This is a genomic window from Paenibacillus sp. NPDC057886 (assembly GCF_042796655.1).
Taxonomy (GTDB): domain Bacteria; phylum Bacillota; class Bacilli; order Paenibacillales; family Paenibacillaceae; genus Paenibacillus.
In genome coordinates this window covers 106,993-122,921 of record NZ_JBHVMZ010000009.1, presented here as the reverse complement: position 1 = coordinate 122,921, position 15,929 = coordinate 106,993, and the positions used below count along the sequence as shown (strand labels likewise).

Below are 15,929 nucleotides of genomic sequence, written 5' to 3'. Positions count from 1 at the left end.
TAGGGAATGCACCTTGAATAGATATTTGATTATTCGATTAAGGCAAATAAGAGCGAAGAACAGTAGTGTTGCCATCCAGCGTATAGGAGCCCAGGTTGGCAGGCAATAAGTAACATTGTCCAGCTTTTAATTCAATTTTATCCGATTCCGCGTTATCCCACTCCAGCGTTCCACTACCTTCACAGACAACAAGAATAGTGAAGCTTTCAGGATTTGTAGAGAGTTCCCAGCGTTCTGAAACAATCCCTTTTTCCACCACAAAATAAGGGCATTCCGCAAGCTTCAGCCACTCACCTGGAGTTGCGTTGTTGGTCTTCATCGTCGTGGCGCCAGCACCCTCATAAGCCGTTACATTCAGTGAATCCTCAACATGCAGCTCACGTGGTTTGCCATCCAGGCCTGGACGATTGTAGTCGTAAATCCGGTATGTTGTGTCCGAGTTTTGCTGGATCTCAGCAACAACGACACCTGCACAGAGAGCATGTACCGTTCCTGCAGGGATAAAGAACGTATCTCCAGCCTCCACAGGTACTTGACGAAGGGTGTCCATGACCGTACCATTCTCCAGCGCTTCCTTCAGTACTTCACGATTAACGCCTTCATTCAAGCCGTAGATGATGTGTGCTCCTGGTTTGGCATCCAGCACATACCACATTTCCGTTTTGCCAAGCTCGCCGGGAGGGAGCGCTTCGTAATCATCTGTTGGATGAACTTGTACGGACAGATCATCGTTACAGTCAAGCAGTTTGATCAGAAGGGGGAATCGTCCGCCCTTTTCCGAAACTCCTTTGGTTCCAAGCCATGCTGTGCCCAGCTGTTCACGAACTTCGTCCAGGCCTTTTCCAGCAAGTGCTCCATTTAATACCTTGGTTGTACCATTGGGATGATCCGCAATCATCCAGCCTTCTCCTATATGTCCTTCAGGCGGCGTCAGGCCGAATTGCTCCAGCGCGCGACCTCCCCATACACGTTCTTTAAACTCTGGTTGAAATTGCAGTGGGTATGGCGTAGGCATTCCTAATCTCTCCTCTAGTATATGAAATGGTGAATCGCTTTAATCAATCATGACCGCGTATGCGGCATGAATGTAACAGTGAATACGGTTGCACATCTTTATGTAGAACACAAAATGCATAAATGGCACCCAAAGAGTGCTTTGTTGCGATTGTGTCTAGTTTATTGCATTTGTGGATTAAAGGAAATTATTTTTTCTCGATACCAATCAGAAAAGGGGAGGCATCACGCTGCAATTGGCGATAGATCACCACTTGTGCCTGCTCTACATGCAGAGCAGAGGACCACTCCAATACCGCATCCGCTTCCTGTGATCCTCCATCATGACCAGGATACAACACAACGGTAATAATGCCGCGCGGCTTGAGCAATGCCAGTGCAGCCTGAAGTGCAGCAATGGTACTGTCTGTTTCCGTGATTATGGTGGAGTCCGCACCTTCCGAAGGCAGGTACCCCAAGTTGAACATTACAGCACCGACATTACCCTGCCACGTTTCAGGAACGGCTTCGGCCATTCGATCATGGCTTAATTGAAGCAGGGAGATGGAGCCCAATTTGGCATTGCCCTCTTGTTTGCGAATACGGGCTTGTGTCAGGGTAAGTGCCTCGCTCTGAATATCGAAACCAATGACTTGACCACGTTTACCAACTTTTTGTGCCAGAAACAGAGTATCCGCACCCGTGCCTACCGTTGCATCAATAGCTAAATCTCCAGGCTGTAGACGGGAAGAAATCCACTGATGGGCACAACTTAAAACCGAAAGAAAACCCATCTTATGCACCCCTCCAGAATTTTCCCTGCCAGGAATCCCGCTCACGCAGCTCTCGATCAATGGAATTCAACACTTCCCATTTGTTCATGGACCACATCGGTCCAATCAATAAATCACGCGGGGCATCCCCTGTAAGGCGGTGTACAATCATTTCAGGTGGCAGCATCTCCAGCGTATCGACGATCAGTTTAATGTACTCGTCTTGTTCCAGGAAACGAAGAAGCCCGGCTTCATACTGCTTCACCATTGGCGTTTTGCGCATCAGATGAAGTAAATGAATTTTGATCCCCTGCACATCCATGTTGGCAACAGCCCGTCCGGTATCCAGCATCATTTTATGGGTTTCCTGCGGCAGTCCGTAAATAATATGTGTACACACCCGAATATTCCGTTTGCGTAGCTTCGCAACGGCTTCCTCATAACACTGAGTATCATGCGCACGGTTAATTAGGGTTGACGTGGACTCGTGAATGGTTTGCAGACCCATCTCAACCCATAGGTAGGTGCGTTCATTCAATTCAGCCAAGTAATCAACGACGTCATCCGGTAAACAATCAGGGCGAGTAGCAATGGACAGACCCACGACACCGGGCTGCTTCAAGATTTCTTCAAAGTATTCACGCAGTTCTTCAACGGGTGCGTATGTGTTGGTATAGGCTTGGAAATAGCCGATGTAATGAGCTGAAGGCCATTTCAGATGCTGTTTATCCCGAATGGTATTAAACTGGGTGACCAAATCATCCCGTCTGCTACCGGCGAAATCACCAGATCCACGAGCGCTGCAAAATGTACAGCCCCCTTTGGCGATAGACCCATCTCGGTTGGGGCAAGTGAAACCCGCATCCAGCATCACTTTGAAAACTTTATTGTTAAATTCGTCTCTCATTTCGTAATTCCAGGTATGGAATCGTTTATCTCCCCACAGAAGAGGAGGTTGTATTGATGGTGCATTCATCTTCAGGGTACTCCTTTGGCTTACCTAATGGCTTGCTTATTATATTACCGAATTTGACTCTTTTTGAACTTTTACCATTGTATCAAAAAACTCAAAAAAAGGGGAATCTAGTCGCAAAAATAGGCCGTAGAAACGAGGTTTTATCCTTGCTATAGTTTACACATTATGTTATATTTAAACCAGCGTCAGACACCATCTAATGGGTACTATTCATCATAGCATTTGAATCAATGTTGACGTCATGGACCATACTATACCGTGAGGTGATATGAATGAATTCCCAAGTTAAAAATAATGATCTTCATCATGTTTCTGTAGAACTGACGGCAGAAGAAGCTCTGGCTTTGACAGGTGTTCGTTTCAATGGCAATCCGAAAGTGAAAGCGGCTGCAAGACAAAAAGTTCGCGATGCTTTCGAAAAGACATTTGATTTTTCACACCAAGATAAGGTAGACTATGAACTATTAAAGTAGTTGGACCCCAATTCCAAATAAATCGAAGAGGGAATCTTTGAGATTTGCCCCAAAGTGGCAGATCCGAAGATTCCTTTTTCATTGCTCTTTACAATTAGCCAGTTCTTCGGCAAAATGATTCTGAGACAAGTATGGATAAACGGAGGAATAAGATGCGTTTACGTGGCAGAAAAGGGATTCGTGAAAATCTGGAGCAACAAGTTGACCTCGTTGTTCTTGATCCCAAACAGTACAAAGGAAAATGGTCTGAACTGTTTGGCAATGACCATCCGATCTTTGTGGAATTTGGCATGGGTAAAGGTCAATTTATCAGCCAAATGAGTTATAAATATCCGGAATTTAATTTTATCGGTATTGATATGTATGATGAATTGGTGCGTCGTGCCAGCGAGAAGGCCCGGAAAGCATGGAGTCAGGCAGAAGTGCAGACACCGCCTAACCTGAAGCTGGCGCTGGCTAATATCGAACAGATTGAGGATGTATTTGCACCGACAGAACTGGAACGCATTTATCTGAACTTCAGCGATCCTTGGCCAAAAGCCAAGCATGCACGCCGTCGTTTGACACATCCACGCTTCCTGAAGAAATATACGGAACTGCTTAACACCAAAGGACAGATTCATTTCAAAACAGATTCGGAGACATTGTTTGATTTCTCTCTCAATGCGATTGCCGACTTTGGTCTGCAAATGACCAATCTGTCCCTGAACCTGCACCGCGATGGATTGAATGAAGAGCATGTCATGACAGAGTATGAGCAGAAATTCATGGGCAAAGGCATGAACATTCACCGGGTGGAAGTCATCGTTGGTGAAGAGGCTTTGCGCGAGTATCAACAAATCCGCTTGGACAAGTATAAAGTGCGGGAAGCTACGGACGAGTCTGGCGAAGATCAAGAGTAATATTATAAAAAAGCGTGATATGCATCTGGCTACCAGACTCTCATATCACGCTTTTTTGCTATTTTGATCGAACTAAACCTCATGACAACGCTTGTGGCTCTTCGCTTTACTGCTACTAAAGCTCCGAATGAAGCTCCTTACGTCGATAATCGTTTGGAGTAACTCCGTTGAATTTCTTAAACATCCGATAGAAATAAGAGCTGTTGGTGAATCCGGTTTGCTCGGCAATATCAGCTACAGAGTTTTCTGTCTCAATGAGCAGATATTGTGCTTTGGCTATGCGGGTCTCGTTAATGACATCGGTGAGTCCTTTTAACGTTAGTTGTTTATAGAGCCTGCTGACATAGATGGGTGACATGGCTAGTTCATCCGCAATCGAGGTCAGACAAAGATTGGTGTCTGCGTAATCTCGTTCAATAATGCAGTTAATTTTGCGAATCAGTTCTTCATGTTTGAGTGTTCTTTTTTCCTCAACTTTGGATCCAAGCTCGTCGAACATGCGATAAAAGTGTTCGTGAACTTCACTGAGATCCTCGGCATCATGGATCGGAAGCATTGAACGGTCAGAGATGGATTCAAGTGTAAGCTGGTTGTTCTTTTTGAGTGTGTTTCTCACATGATTCAGAGTCATGGTCAGATGGGACAGAGCCAGTTGAAATACGGTAAATGGATATGTTGCCGTTTCGCTCACGATGTCTGCATAGACCTGTTTGGCTTCGCCTGTTTTGCCCGTCATCAGGCAATCAATCAACTGTCTCTCTTTTCCAACAGGGAAAGCATATTCTTTGGCATGGTACGCCATGATGTCCGAGGTGTAAATCAGGCATCCAGGACCCATGAACAAACGATGAAGCGATGCTTCCGCGGATCGGGTATAAGAAGCAATACTGTTTTCCAGTGAATCTTCCGCTGGCCCGATGGTAAATGAAATGGAACATCTTAGATGTGTCATCACGGCAGCCTGCATCATGCGCAGCAGTTCCTCAATGGAGCTATGCTCATAATCAGCCTCATCCTGAATTTTATCATTAAAGATAAGTGTAATCAGATCACCGCCCATATCCACAGCTTCGGTATGGTAGTAGAGGTCAGCCGTCTCCGTACAAATGTTCATCATCGCATACTTTACAAGTTGGACTTCATCCCGGTAAGTATCGCTGAAATCGGTAAAATGATCAATACGAAGCAGTACCAGTCTGGTTAGACGATGAACATCAACAGAAGAGCCATAGAACTTCATTCGTTCCTCCAGCATACCTCCCGTTACCGTTTCTCGGCCTTGCAAAGCCCCGCGCAGAAAATCCTGTCGCAAAAGATGCAGACTGCCACGACGCTCCGCTTCCATCACACGCATACGGACAAGCACTTTATCAATGGGGTGATATAGCTTCCGTGAAACGAGGTAGGATAAAAGCACTCCTGCAATTAATAGCCCAAGGCAAAAAAGAACGGTGTGTGTTCGCATATTACGAATATCTGTGGTAATCAGGTCATAAGGTGTGATTCGTACATAGCGCCACCCAAGATTGTCAGGAGCGGTGTAGGTAATGAGAGACTTCTCCCCATCAACCTCTGCGGTAAAGTAGGCGGACTGCTCCGTATTTTGCAGGATTGGCTGCATAAACGTTTCATTGGACAGGTCTTTCATCAACGCACGATTACTGAAATCGGACAATAACTGTCCCTGTTCATTGATGATAAACGTTTTTCCTGGCTGATCGGCTGAGTTCATATTGGGACTGAGCCAGTCGTCCTTGATATTTACAACAACCGCATAATTCAGTGTGGCATTGTCATTGATTGTGTCATAACAGAGGTACGTATAGCTGCTGACCTGAGTTTCCTCGGTGGAGCCAACTTGGTATGTACGCGGAATGGGGACAAAAGGCTTGTAATCATGGAACCGGTCGAGAATGCTTTTGATCCCCCGATCATCAATTTCAGAAATGGATTGCTGTCCATCTCGGACTTCATTGGAACTGATAAAGAACTCATCATTTTTGGAGTTGTATACATAGATGGATTCGATAAAAGGGAGGGACATGCGATAGTTATCAAGTTGTTCCATCGCTGACGTAATTTCATAGATACTCGGATTCGAATAGAGCAGCAGGGCAGAGATGGTGTAATCCTGATAAATCTGATAAGACAGTGATTTGGCGGTCTCGGTCATCTTGGAGACTTCCCGACTGGTCTGAGTGAGACCGTTCATATCTGTTCGGTAGACCTGGCGAAGGGCAATACGATTATAGTTGACGTATAAAATGGTAGAAGCCACAAGCAAGGTGGCAACGGTACTAACAATTATGCCGATGAGAATCCGTGCAAACACCTTCTGGCTGTCCTCTGAACGTTTACGCATGACCTTTCCTCCCGTGGACCTCCTGTTTTGGATGAACAAAGTTAGACTTCATAGCGAAGGATAAGATTTCATATATGGGCGTGGTGAATTACGGATGTATCTTGAATTATATAATATGTATGCGTTTACATCAACGATTGACGGCTTGCTATGCCCGATTTCCTTAGCTAAAGTTCAACTTTCGCTGTATTGTTCACTAGGTTCAACCTATGCACGATATCAACTTTTGTGAACGCTCAGGCATTCATTTCAGTGTTCGTTCATATTGTTCATATTCTGTTTCGCAGAATCGTTCATGATCCAGCCGAATGATTCAGTATCCGGTAGCGCTTAGGGCATCTACAATAAAAACAGAGCTCCACTGCGCGCCGCGCCGTAAGAAATTCGGGAGGGATCGAGCCATGCTCAAAGAATTGAACAAAAACAAAATCATGTTCCTGATGCTGCTGCCTACACTGATCTTTTTTCTGATTAACTCGTATTTTCCGATGGTCGGCATCTATTATGCGTTTACCCGTTATGATTTTGAAGGTGGTTTGTTCGGTAGTCCATTTGTTGGACTGGAGAACTTCAAGTTTCTGTGGCAATCCGGAATGCTGTTGAAACTGACAACCAACACCGTGGGGTACAATCTGGCCTTCATTATATTGGGAAACGGGCTAGCGATCTTCTGTGCTATTTTGCTAAGTGAAATTCGGGGGAAAGTGTTTAAGAAAATTACGCAGTCGGTCATGTTTTTACCGTATTTCATCTCGTTTGTACTATTAAGTGTAATCGCTTACAACATGTTCAACTATGAATCCGGTTTTGTGAACACGGTACTCAAACGTTTTGAGGCAGGTCCAATCGATATTTACAACACACCCTGGATTTGGGTGCTCCTGATCATCATTTTTTATCTGTGGAAAAATCTCGGGTACAGCATGGTCATCTACCTTGCAGCCATTACAGGTATCAGCGATGAGTATTACGAGGCGGCCCGGATTGACGGGGCCAATATCTTTCAGCGCATTTGGTACATCACCGTACCGATGCTAAAACCGACCTTTGTCATCCTGTTGTTGTTCTCGCTCGGGAGCATTATGAAGGGACAGTTTGATCTTTTTTACCAACTCATTGGAAACAACGGTGTCTTATACAACGCTACTGATATCATCGATACGTATGTGTACCGTTCCCTGAAAGTGACGTTTGATATTGGAATGGCTACCGCGGCTGGTCTGTATCAATCGCTGTTTGGTTTCATCCTGATCATGACCGTGAACTATATCATCCGTAAAGTAAATGAGGACTACGCCTTGTTCTAATACGCCTATAGGCAGAAGGGAGACCCACTATGCATACTCGTGCCCGAGATACGGAATTTACCTTGTTGTTTCAAATCATCGCTTACAGCATGATCCTGATTCTTTCCTTAATCTGTATCATTCCATTTCTTTTGATTTTATCCGGCTCATTCAGCAGCAACGAATCGATTGTAAGAGATGGGTATCACCTCTTTCCCACCGATTTTTCCCTGGAAGGTTATAAGATGGTGTTCAAATTTCCGACCCAGGTGCTCAAAGCTTATGGTGTAACGGTTTTTACAACCGTTGTGGGTACGGCCCTTGGACTGTTTCTCATTACGATGGCGGGATTTGTACTGCAACGCAAAGATTTCAAGTACCGGAACGCCTTCTCGTTTTTCATCTACTTTACTACTCTCTTTGGTGGGGGACTGGTTCCTTGGTACATCATGCTGGCAAACTATTTCAATCTTACGGATACGTATACCGTGTTGATTTTTCCGGGACTGATGACGCCATTTCTCATTATCCTGATGAAAAACTTCATTCGTTCAGCCGTTCCGGATGAGCTGATTGAGTCCGCCAAAATCGATGGGGCGAATGACTTCCGCATTTATTTTAGCGTAGTGCTGAAGCTGGCGATGCCCGGCATTGCCACTGTGGGGTTATTTCTGGCACTGGGATACTGGAATGACTGGTTCACATCATCATTATTCATTAACAACCCGGATATGTACCAGCTGCAATTCTACTTGTATAACACCATGAACACGATTACCTTCATTGACCAAATGGCGATCGGAACCGGCATAACACTTAGCCAGGATGTACCTACCGAATCGACCAAAATGGCGATGGCTATTGTGGTTACTGGACCCATCTTGTTCCTGTACCCATTTGTGCAGCGTTATTTTGTTAAAGGGCTTACCATTGGTGCGGTGAAAGGTTAGAACGTGCACGCGCTGTGGGGGCAGATTGCGGGATAGCTGTATGTCCGTCTGCGTCTGAACCATGGCGAGTCTGCGCTAACATATAAGGTTGATCACAAAAAAAGGGAGGATGCGTATGCGTAACAAAACAATTCGGCACCTGTCTATGGTACTTGCCCTGATGCTGTTCGCCGGGGTGCTTGCCGCATGTAATAATGGTTCGGGGGGATCTGCGCAAGGAAGTGAGCAGTCAGGTTCTACTGAAAACAAAGGGGAGAAGGTAACACTGCAATTCTACATGCTTGGAGATGCACCCAAGGACCTGCCTGTAATTGAATCGGAAATCAACAAGCTGGCTGAGGCAGATCTGAACGTCAATGTAAAATTCAACTATACCTCCTGGACAGACTGGGATCAAAAATACAAACTACTGCTGTCCTCCGGTCAACCGATTGATCTGATCTTTACCGCGGATTGGACGTTCTATCAGTCCTATGCGAAAAAAGGAGCATTCCTGCCTCTGGATGAACTATTGCCTAAGGCAGCACCAACGCTCAAAGCTTATGTACCTGATGACATGTGGAACGCGGTAAAAGTCAACGACAAGATCTACACTGTACCATCGACATGGACCGAATATGTTACTGAGGGTATTGCGTACCGTGAGGATTTGCGTGAGAAGTACAATCTGCCCAAACCGGATTCTCTGGAGACACTCGAAGCCTATCTGGAGGGAATCAAAGCCAATGAACCGAATATGATTCCAATCGCGGATAGCAATGCAAACCATACCCATGGTATTCGACAATTGACATCCAAGCTGGTGAATACAGCAGGTCAGCTTCCTTATGGACTGGATATCATGTATGATACACCATCCAATATCACTTCCTATTGGGGATCTGCACAGCATCTGGAAGACCTGAAAACGTACAAACGCTGGATGGACAAAGGCTTTTTCCCGAAAAACGTGCTGAATGTTAAGGATACGTCCAACTCATTGCTGCAAAATGGCAAATCGGCTGTTGTACTGTCGGGTGAAAACCCGAACAAATTTAATGCGGATGTGATTAAAGTTCAGTCCACTCACCCGGATTGGAAGCTTGGTTATTTCCCTTACCCGAATGCAAAAGGGTTTGCGCAACCAGTTCACCCAATCCATAATGGTTTTGCAATTCCGCGCAGCAGCAAAAACCCGGAGAAAGCACTCGCATTCTATGAGAAACTGGTTACCGACAAACGTTACAACTGGCTTACCGAATATGGTGTGGAAGGCAAAAACTTTGAAGTGCAAGACGGTTATTATAAAATGGTGGGCGATGCCCAGACCAATGGATTCCCGCGCGAAGGCATGAATGGTTGGGCTTGGCGTAATCCGGAATTCATGCTCTATGATAAGAGCTTTGATGATGTGCTTGCTATTTTCAAAGAGCTGGACAAAATGAAAAAGCCGGATATCTACACCGGATTTGCTGAGGATTGGACACCATACCAAGCTGAGAAAGCCGCTTTGGAGCAGGTAGAGAAGCAGTATCTCTATCCATTAAATGTGGGATTGGTGGAGGATGTGGAAGCGGGGCTGAATACATTCATGGAAAAAGCCAAACAGGCAGGACTTGAGAAGATTCAGAGTGAGTATACCAAACAGTGGCAGGATTACTTGAAGTCTGCGGGTATTCAATAGTTTGTACTTTTCTTCATATTAAAAAAAGGTGCCTTCGATTCGAAGGCACCTTTACTGTGTACATGCGGGCTTGTTTGAAGCCGTTAGAGTCTGGCTTGGTCTGCCGAGTAAGGACGCAGGTCCAGAAGGTCGATAATACTCTGTGCGCTCTGCATCGGGTGATACTTGGCAATCTGCGCCATGTGGCGTTTGCGTTTGCGAACAATGTCAGGGTAGTTATGAAGCAGTTTATTCATCCATTTTACAACAACGTCAAGGGAAGTAATGGGTTCCCCCAAACCTCGTGCGGTGAAATACTGAACATTCTCTTCTTCCTGGCCCGGTATGGGATTATGAAACAACATGGGGATTCCCTTTGCCAAACCTTCACTGCATGTCATTCCGCCCGGTTTGGTGATCAGGAGATCAGATACTTCCATTAATTTGTCCACTTCATTGGTGTACCCGATGATATGGATATTCTCTTTTTGATACAACGGATTTTGTTCCATGCTGATTCGGCTTTTGTCATTGCGGCCAAGGCAGAAAATAATCTGAACATCCTCATGCCAGCGTGTCAATAATTGGTTAACCACTTCATCACTAAGCATTCCCCAACCACCGCCCATCACAAGCACAGTAGGCATGTTCTTCAAATTGAATTTGCCTCGGATCTCGTCCCGCCCGGGGTGTTCCCAGAAGTTGGGGTGGATCGGAATGCCGGTAACCCGAATTTTGTCTAAAGATACACCCCGCAGCATTAATTTGGACTTTACCTCATCTGTAGAAACAAGATACAGGTCCACTTCTGGGCTAATCCATGTCCCGTGCGCGTCATAATCGGTGATGACTGTACAAAGTGGAACCTGTACACCCAGACGTTTCAGTCTGGATATGACGGCACTGGGAATAGGGTGGGTGCATACAATAACATTCGGACGAAGCTGACGCACAATACTGCGTGTATGGGTATAAAACAGTTTATGCAACGCGAGTGTAGTCAGCCGGTTCAGGGATTTTTTATATTGGTGCCTGTATACATACCCGATGAGCTTGGGCTGGTTAATGACCGTTTTTTTGTACGCTGTAATGATGAGTGGCGCAACTCTGGGGTTCAGAAAACTTCCCAACTCAAGTACTTTGGTTTGCACATTCGGCGAAAGTTTCCGCAAACTGCTGGACAGCGCATAAGCGGCTTGAGTATGACCAGCGCCAAAGCCTTCAGATAATAGTAATACTCTTTTTTTCTCCACGCTTGCTTCACCTGTTCCTGCTAGGTTTTCCTTAGTCTAACATATTCACATTATGTCCATAAAGCAACTGTTGCAAGTGCGACTAAAGTACCGATCGTAGCACCTGCGAGCACATCTGAGGGATAGTGTAATCCCAGGTAAATTCGTGAAAATCCGACAATTAATGCAACAGGGAGTAACAACAGCAACAGGAACGGCTCCATTGCCATAAAAGGAACCGTAACCGAGAATACGGCAGTAGTATGCCCTGAAGGGAACGAATGGTCCGTCAGGGGATTGCGGAACGTAATCGTATCCGGCAGGGCCAGGTAAGGCCGAATGCGCGGATACAGTTTTTTGGCGATTGCTACGGGAATGTGGCTAACCGCCAGAGCGATGCATGCCTGAAGTCCTGTTGTACTCCAAGGAGCCGGAGCCAGCAGCCAGATTAGTAAGGATACTGCAATAGAAGAAGTTGCTCCGCCCAGGTGGGTGAAATAATACAGCCAAAAGTTCATAAATCGATTATGAAGTCGACCATTAATCCACATAAATACATTTCGATCATACTCTTGAAACTTTACGAATAAACGGCTCATATTGGCCTCCTGCCAGTCAGGCCCCATGTTGGCGGCAGTATTTCCGGTAAATTGCTGTGTCCGGTTTCGTCCTGATTAGTATATAACCGTTTTTTCGTGAACTTGAGGTTATTTCAGGTATATGTTTATCATATTTTTAAATGTTGTCCTTTTCAAGAAGAACACATGTGAAGAAGGTAAAATTCATGTTAAAGAGTGGATATACACCCAACTTAACTTTTTGACTCGGACGATCTAAAAAAGATACAATGATTCAACATGGCTGAAATGAGGTTAAAAAATTGTGAGTTTAAGACTGAACTTTTTGAGGTCTGTTTACGTTATTTGATATAGAGTCTCTGTCGATATGTATCAGCCTAATGAAAAAAGCAGGGACTTTAGAAATAAAAATCAAGTAAACGGCTGAAAATAAGATATAACAGGCATGAATGCGAGGTTGGAGTATCACGAGGTGCCTATTCAGCGTTTAAAGTTCACATTTCTGCTTCAGGAAGTGGAATTGCGGTTTTGACAAATGGCTGAAAAGAATACAAAATCGATAAAGCAGCCAACTGGCATCAACCATGCTTGAAACATTGTCTGAAATATTTGCGTAGTAAACAAAAGAACAGGGTCATATTCTGCGCATCACAAAAAAAATAAAAGTGCAGAATCCAGGAAGAGAAACGTTTTAAAGTAAACTGGTTTTGAAAAAAAGGGGGTAACAGAGAACGATGTTGGACGCTATATTCGTCACGATGCAGGTCATTCTGGCACTGCTAGCCGTGTACCAATTCACGTTTTCGCTGTTCGGTCTGATTAAGAAAAAGAAAAAGAAACATTATCCGGCGACAAAATCATTCGCTGTACTCGTCGCAGCACACAATGAGGAACAAGTTATTGGTGCTTTGATGGAGAACTTGAAACAACTGGATTACCCGGAAGATCTGTACGATGTGTTTGTCATTTGTGACAACTGTACGGATGGAACGGCTCAAATTGTAAGACAGCATGGACTGAATGCTTGTGTACGTACCAATGCTGATCTTAGAGGTAAAGGGTATGCCATCGAATGGATGCTTAAATACCTGTGGAAATTGCCACGTCAGTATGACGCAGTTGTCATGTTTGACGCGGATAACCTGGTTGACCGTAACTTCTTGCTCGAGATGAATGACGACTTGTGCAATGGTTCGCGTGTTATTCAAGGATACATTGATACGAAAAATCCGGAAGATTCCTGGATCACTGCAGCATATGGCGTATCTTACTGGTACATCAACCGTCTGTGGCAGTTGTCCCGTCATAATTTGAATATGGCGAATTTTCTCGGAGGTACTGGAATGTGCTTCGAGACCAACCTGCTCAAGGAAATTGGCTGGGGCGCTACAAGTCTGGTTGAGGATTTGGAGTTTACGATGCGGAGTGTTCAGCGTAATGTATATCCTGTTTTTAACTATGATGCCAAAGTATTTGATGAGAAGCCGTTAACCTTTAAAGCTTCAGCACGACAACGTCTTCGCTGGATGCAAGGTCACTTTACGGTTGCGCGCAGATATTTCTTCCCGCTGCTGTGGCAGAGTATCAAGGAAAGAAGCTTGGTGAAATTTGACCTTGCTGTGTATGGCGCAAACGTATACGTTGTTTTGCTTACGTTCCTGATGACAGCTGTCCTGTGGGTGGATACGGCGATATTCAGTGGTCCACATATCGCAAACATATACGGGTATTTCCCGCTTTGGGTAGGATTCGTAGCGATTGGTCTGAATGTCCTGACATTCTTGTTGTCCATGGCGCTGGAAAAGGTTACTTTTGCCAAAGTGTATCTGTACCTGATCCTGTTCCCGATTTACCTTCTTTCATGGTATCCAATTACGTTCTACGCGTTCTTCACGCAGAACAACAAACAATGGAGCCATACCCAACATACACGTGTTGTACGTTTGGATGAGGTGCAGAGCAAGCAGGGATAATGAATGATCGACTTGGATGAAAGCATGTCTGTAAAAAAATATTGTAGAGACGTTGACAATGGTTTTGCAGGATGTTATAGTATTCAAGTGCGTTAAATGAATAGCTATGGAATCACAAGTAGAAGTCCGACTTCTCACCTGATCAACAAACATGTTGACTGGTCAACGATCCCAATAATTTATGAAGTGTATACTCATGAAGAATTGTGTTGATTACAGGGATGTCGGTAGCTTAACCGGCATCCCTTTTATTTTTGTGTAACAGGATATTCAAAATGACCTGGAGGTGGACGGTTATTAGTAAAGATCACATGATTAATGATGAGATTCGGGCGAAGGAAGTACGCCTTGTCGGAGCTGAAGGAGAACAAATTGGGATCACGCCGATTCGGGAAGCACTGCAAATGGCGATTGACCTGAACTTGGACCTGGTCAATGTGGCACCACAGGCTAAACCGCCGGTATGCCGCATCATGGACTATGGCAAATTCCGCTATGAGCAACAAAAGAAAGACAAAGAAGCCCGTAAGAACCAGAAAATTGTTGATATTAAAGAAGTATGGTTCCGTTCCAATATTGAGGAGCATGATTATCAAACGAAGCTTCGTAATGTAGTTAAGTTCTTGAAAGAAGGCGACAAGGTAAAATGTTCCGTTCGTTACCGCGGACGTGAAATTGCGCATGCCGCCATTGGTCAACGGATTTTGGAGCGCGTTAAGGTGGAGGTTGCAGAACTCTGCACCATCGAACGTCAGCCAAAATTGGAAGGCCGCAGTATGATCATGATTCTGGCTCCTAAAGCCTGATAACATTGAAGGAGGAAACACAAAATGCCTAAAATGAAAACACACAGCAGTTTGAAAGGACGCTTCAAAATTACCGGTTCCGGTAAAGTCCTGCGTTACAAAGCTCACAAAAACCACTTGCTTTCCCACAAATCAAAACGTGCTAAGCGCGTTCTGAACGGTAACCCAGTTATGGCTGCCGGGGACGTAAGACGTTTGAAACAAGGTCTGGCTAACTTGAAATAGTAAATCCGTATGGGGGATCGGCCTAGGCCGTACACATACCACGGATACATTTAATATTTATTGGGAGGTTCTTTAATATGGCAAGAGTAAAAGGCGGTTTTGTAGTACGTCGTCGTCATAAAAAGGTTTTGAAACTGGCAAGAGGTTATTTCGGTTCCAAACACCGTATTTTTAAAACAGCTAACGAGCAAGTAATGAAATCCCTGGTATACGCATACCGTGACCGTCGCAACACAAAACGTAACTTCCGCAGACTGTGGATCGTTCGTATCAATGCTGCAGCACGTATGAATGGTTTGTCTTACAACAAACTGATTCATGGATTGAAACTTGCTGGTGTAGACATGAACCGCAAAATGTTGGCTGATCTGGCCGTTAATGACATCAATGCGTTCAACTCTTTGGCTACTGTAGCTAAAGGCAAAATCAACGCTTAAAATTGTTTATGCAAGCCGCCGTACCTAAGGCGGCTTTTTTTACGGCTTAAAGATTGATCTACTCAAAAGAGTCGAGTTGTGCGAAACGAATATGCTGCAGCTTGTAAGGACACAATGAAGCATATAACGGGTGAATAACAGGCTGTGATAATACATAAAATACGAACGGTAAAATAATGCAAACAAAAACAGTGGTATTTCACTTTCTGCTATGAAGTATGATAAGGATTTGTAATGTAACATCACATCGTTGTAACGTTAGTGTGTTAAACCATTAAAATATTAAGCGCTTTCAACAAAAAAAGAACAAAAATAAGTGAT

15 protein-coding genes are annotated in these 15,929 nt (G+C 44.6%); 9 read left to right on the top strand and 6 right to left on the bottom strand.

Features of this window, described 5'->3' with window-relative positions; all coding sequences use genetic code 11:
- Positions 1-37: 37 nt before the first annotated feature.
- The 3 genes from ACFVQB_RS26855 to mnmL all read right to left on the bottom strand — a co-directional run bounded on the left by ACFVQB_RS26855 (position 38) and on the right by mnmL (position 2,742).
- Positions 38-1,015, bottom strand: coding sequence for a type I phosphomannose isomerase catalytic subunit (locus ACFVQB_RS26855; protein ID WP_379446955.1), 978 nt, complete (start codon positions 1,013-1,015; stop codon positions 38-40).
- A 187-nt stretch (positions 1,016-1,202) separates the two neighbouring features.
- Entirely contained in the window at positions 1,203-1,787 is a 585-nt protein-coding gene (gene mnmM, locus ACFVQB_RS26850) for a tRNA 5-(aminomethyl)-2-thiouridylate-methyltransferase MnmM (RefSeq protein ID WP_379446954.1), read from the bottom strand.
- Position 1,788: 1 nt separating this feature from the next.
- Positions 1,789-2,742 carry a tRNA modification radical SAM protein MnmL/YtqA gene (mnmL, locus tag ACFVQB_RS26845; protein ID WP_379446953.1) on the bottom strand — a complete coding sequence of 318 codons (954 nt, stop codon included), beginning with the start codon at positions 2,740-2,742 and terminating at the stop codon, positions 1,789-1,791.
- A 272-nt stretch (positions 2,743-3,014) separates the two neighbouring features.
- Here mnmL and ACFVQB_RS26840 point away from each other — a divergent pair, with 272 nt between their 5' ends.
- A complete protein-coding gene (locus ACFVQB_RS26840; protein WP_062320234.1) occupies positions 3,015-3,215 on the top strand; it encodes a hypothetical protein in 201 nt (66 codons plus the stop codon).
- A 152-nt stretch (positions 3,216-3,367) separates the two neighbouring features.
- The gene (gene trmB, locus ACFVQB_RS26835) at positions 3,368-4,117 is read left to right on the top strand and encodes a tRNA (guanosine(46)-N7)-methyltransferase TrmB (protein WP_379446952.1); all 750 of its coding nucleotides are present in this window, start codon (positions 3,368-3,370) and stop codon (positions 4,115-4,117) included.
- A gap of 115 nt (positions 4,118-4,232) precedes the next feature.
- On the opposite strand, the gene ACFVQB_RS26830 is transcribed toward trmB, so the two are convergent.
- Complete coding sequence (locus ACFVQB_RS26830) at positions 4,233-6,479, bottom strand: AraC family transcriptional regulator (protein ID WP_379446951.1); 2,247 nt, start codon at positions 6,477-6,479, stop codon at positions 4,233-4,235.
- Positions 6,480-6,880: 401 nt separating this feature from the next.
- Between ACFVQB_RS26830 and ACFVQB_RS26825 the strand changes: the two genes are divergently transcribed.
- From ACFVQB_RS26825 to ACFVQB_RS26815, 3 genes are all read left to right on the top strand, one after another.
- Complete coding sequence (locus tag ACFVQB_RS26825; protein ID WP_379446950.1) at positions 6,881-7,786, top strand: ABC transporter permease; 906 nt, start codon at positions 6,881-6,883, stop codon at positions 7,784-7,786.
- An 89-nt stretch (positions 7,787-7,875) separates the two neighbouring features.
- On the top strand, positions 7,876-8,715 hold the full coding sequence (locus ACFVQB_RS26820; RefSeq protein ID WP_371121667.1) for a carbohydrate ABC transporter permease: 840 nt from the start codon (positions 7,876-7,878) through the stop codon (positions 8,713-8,715).
- Between the two features lie 109 nt (positions 8,716-8,824).
- The gene (locus ACFVQB_RS26815; protein WP_379446949.1) at positions 8,825-10,378 is read left to right on the top strand and encodes an ABC transporter substrate-binding protein; all 1,554 of its coding nucleotides are present in this window, start codon (positions 8,825-8,827) and stop codon (positions 10,376-10,378) included.
- 83 nt (positions 10,379-10,461) lie between these two features.
- Here ACFVQB_RS26815 and ACFVQB_RS26810 read toward each other — a convergent pair whose 3' ends face one another.
- Complete coding sequence (locus ACFVQB_RS26810) at positions 10,462-11,610, bottom strand: MGDG synthase family glycosyltransferase (RefSeq protein ID WP_379446948.1); 1,149 nt, start codon at positions 11,608-11,610, stop codon at positions 10,462-10,464.
- Positions 11,611-11,660: 50 nt separating this feature from the next.
- Positions 11,661-12,188 carry a phosphatase PAP2 family protein gene (locus ACFVQB_RS26805; RefSeq protein WP_109999523.1) on the bottom strand — a complete coding sequence of 176 codons (528 nt, stop codon included), beginning with the start codon at positions 12,186-12,188 and terminating at the stop codon, positions 11,661-11,663.
- Between the two features lie 713 nt (positions 12,189-12,901).
- Between ACFVQB_RS26805 and ACFVQB_RS26800 the strand changes: the two genes are divergently transcribed.
- From ACFVQB_RS26800 to rplT, 4 genes are all read left to right on the top strand, one after another.
- On the top strand, positions 12,902-14,140 hold the full coding sequence (locus ACFVQB_RS26800) for a glycosyltransferase family 2 protein (RefSeq protein WP_099854876.1): 1,239 nt from the start codon (positions 12,902-12,904) through the stop codon (positions 14,138-14,140).
- Positions 14,141-14,451: 311 nt separating this feature from the next.
- Positions 14,452-14,946, top strand: a complete 495-nt coding sequence (gene infC, locus ACFVQB_RS26795) for a translation initiation factor IF-3 (protein WP_024628309.1) — start codon at positions 14,452-14,454, stop codon at positions 14,944-14,946.
- A 24-nt stretch (positions 14,947-14,970) separates the two neighbouring features.
- On the top strand, positions 14,971-15,171 hold the full coding sequence (rpmI, locus tag ACFVQB_RS26790; RefSeq protein WP_062320217.1) for a 50S ribosomal protein L35: 201 nt from the start codon (positions 14,971-14,973) through the stop codon (positions 15,169-15,171).
- Between the two features lie 77 nt (positions 15,172-15,248).
- The gene (rplT, locus tag ACFVQB_RS26785; RefSeq protein WP_017689664.1) at positions 15,249-15,608 is read left to right on the top strand and encodes a 50S ribosomal protein L20; all 360 of its coding nucleotides are present in this window, start codon (positions 15,249-15,251) and stop codon (positions 15,606-15,608) included.
- Positions 15,609-15,929 lie beyond the last annotated feature (321 nt).

Coding starts and splice junctions, on each gene's coding strand:
- ACFVQB_RS26855 (WP_379446955.1), bottom strand. CDS start 1,015: ATGCCTACGCCATACCCACTGCAATTTCAACCAGAGTTTAAAGAACGT.
- mnmM (WP_379446954.1), bottom strand. CDS start 1,787: ATGGGTTTTCTTTCGGTTTTAAGTTGTGCCCATCAGTGGATTTCTTCC.
- mnmL (WP_379446953.1), bottom strand. CDS start 2,742: ATGAATGCACCATCAATACAACCTCCTCTTCTGTGGGGAGATAAACGA.
- ACFVQB_RS26840 (WP_062320234.1), top strand. CDS start 3,015: ATGAATTCCCAAGTTAAAAATAATGATCTTCATCATGTTTCTGTAGAA.
- trmB (WP_379446952.1), top strand. CDS start 3,368: ATGCGTTTACGTGGCAGAAAAGGGATTCGTGAAAATCTGGAGCAACAA.
- ACFVQB_RS26830 (WP_379446951.1), bottom strand. CDS start 6,479: ATGCGTAAACGTTCAGAGGACAGCCAGAAGGTGTTTGCACGGATTCTC.
- ACFVQB_RS26825 (WP_379446950.1), top strand. CDS start 6,881: ATGCTCAAAGAATTGAACAAAAACAAAATCATGTTCCTGATGCTGCTG.
- ACFVQB_RS26820 (WP_371121667.1), top strand. CDS start 7,876: ATGATCCTGATTCTTTCCTTAATCTGTATCATTCCATTTCTTTTGATT.
- ACFVQB_RS26815 (WP_379446949.1), top strand. CDS start 8,825: ATGCGTATGCGTAACAAAACAATTCGGCACCTGTCTATGGTACTTGCC.
- ACFVQB_RS26805 (WP_109999523.1), bottom strand. CDS start 12,188: ATGAGCCGTTTATTCGTAAAGTTTCAAGAGTATGATCGAAATGTATTT.
- ACFVQB_RS26800 (WP_099854876.1), top strand. CDS start 12,902: ATGTTGGACGCTATATTCGTCACGATGCAGGTCATTCTGGCACTGCTA.
- infC (WP_024628309.1), top strand. CDS start 14,452: ATGATTAATGATGAGATTCGGGCGAAGGAAGTACGCCTTGTCGGAGCT.
- rpmI (WP_062320217.1), top strand. CDS start 14,971: ATGCCTAAAATGAAAACACACAGCAGTTTGAAAGGACGCTTCAAAATT.
- rplT (WP_017689664.1), top strand. CDS start 15,249: ATGGCAAGAGTAAAAGGCGGTTTTGTAGTACGTCGTCGTCATAAAAAG.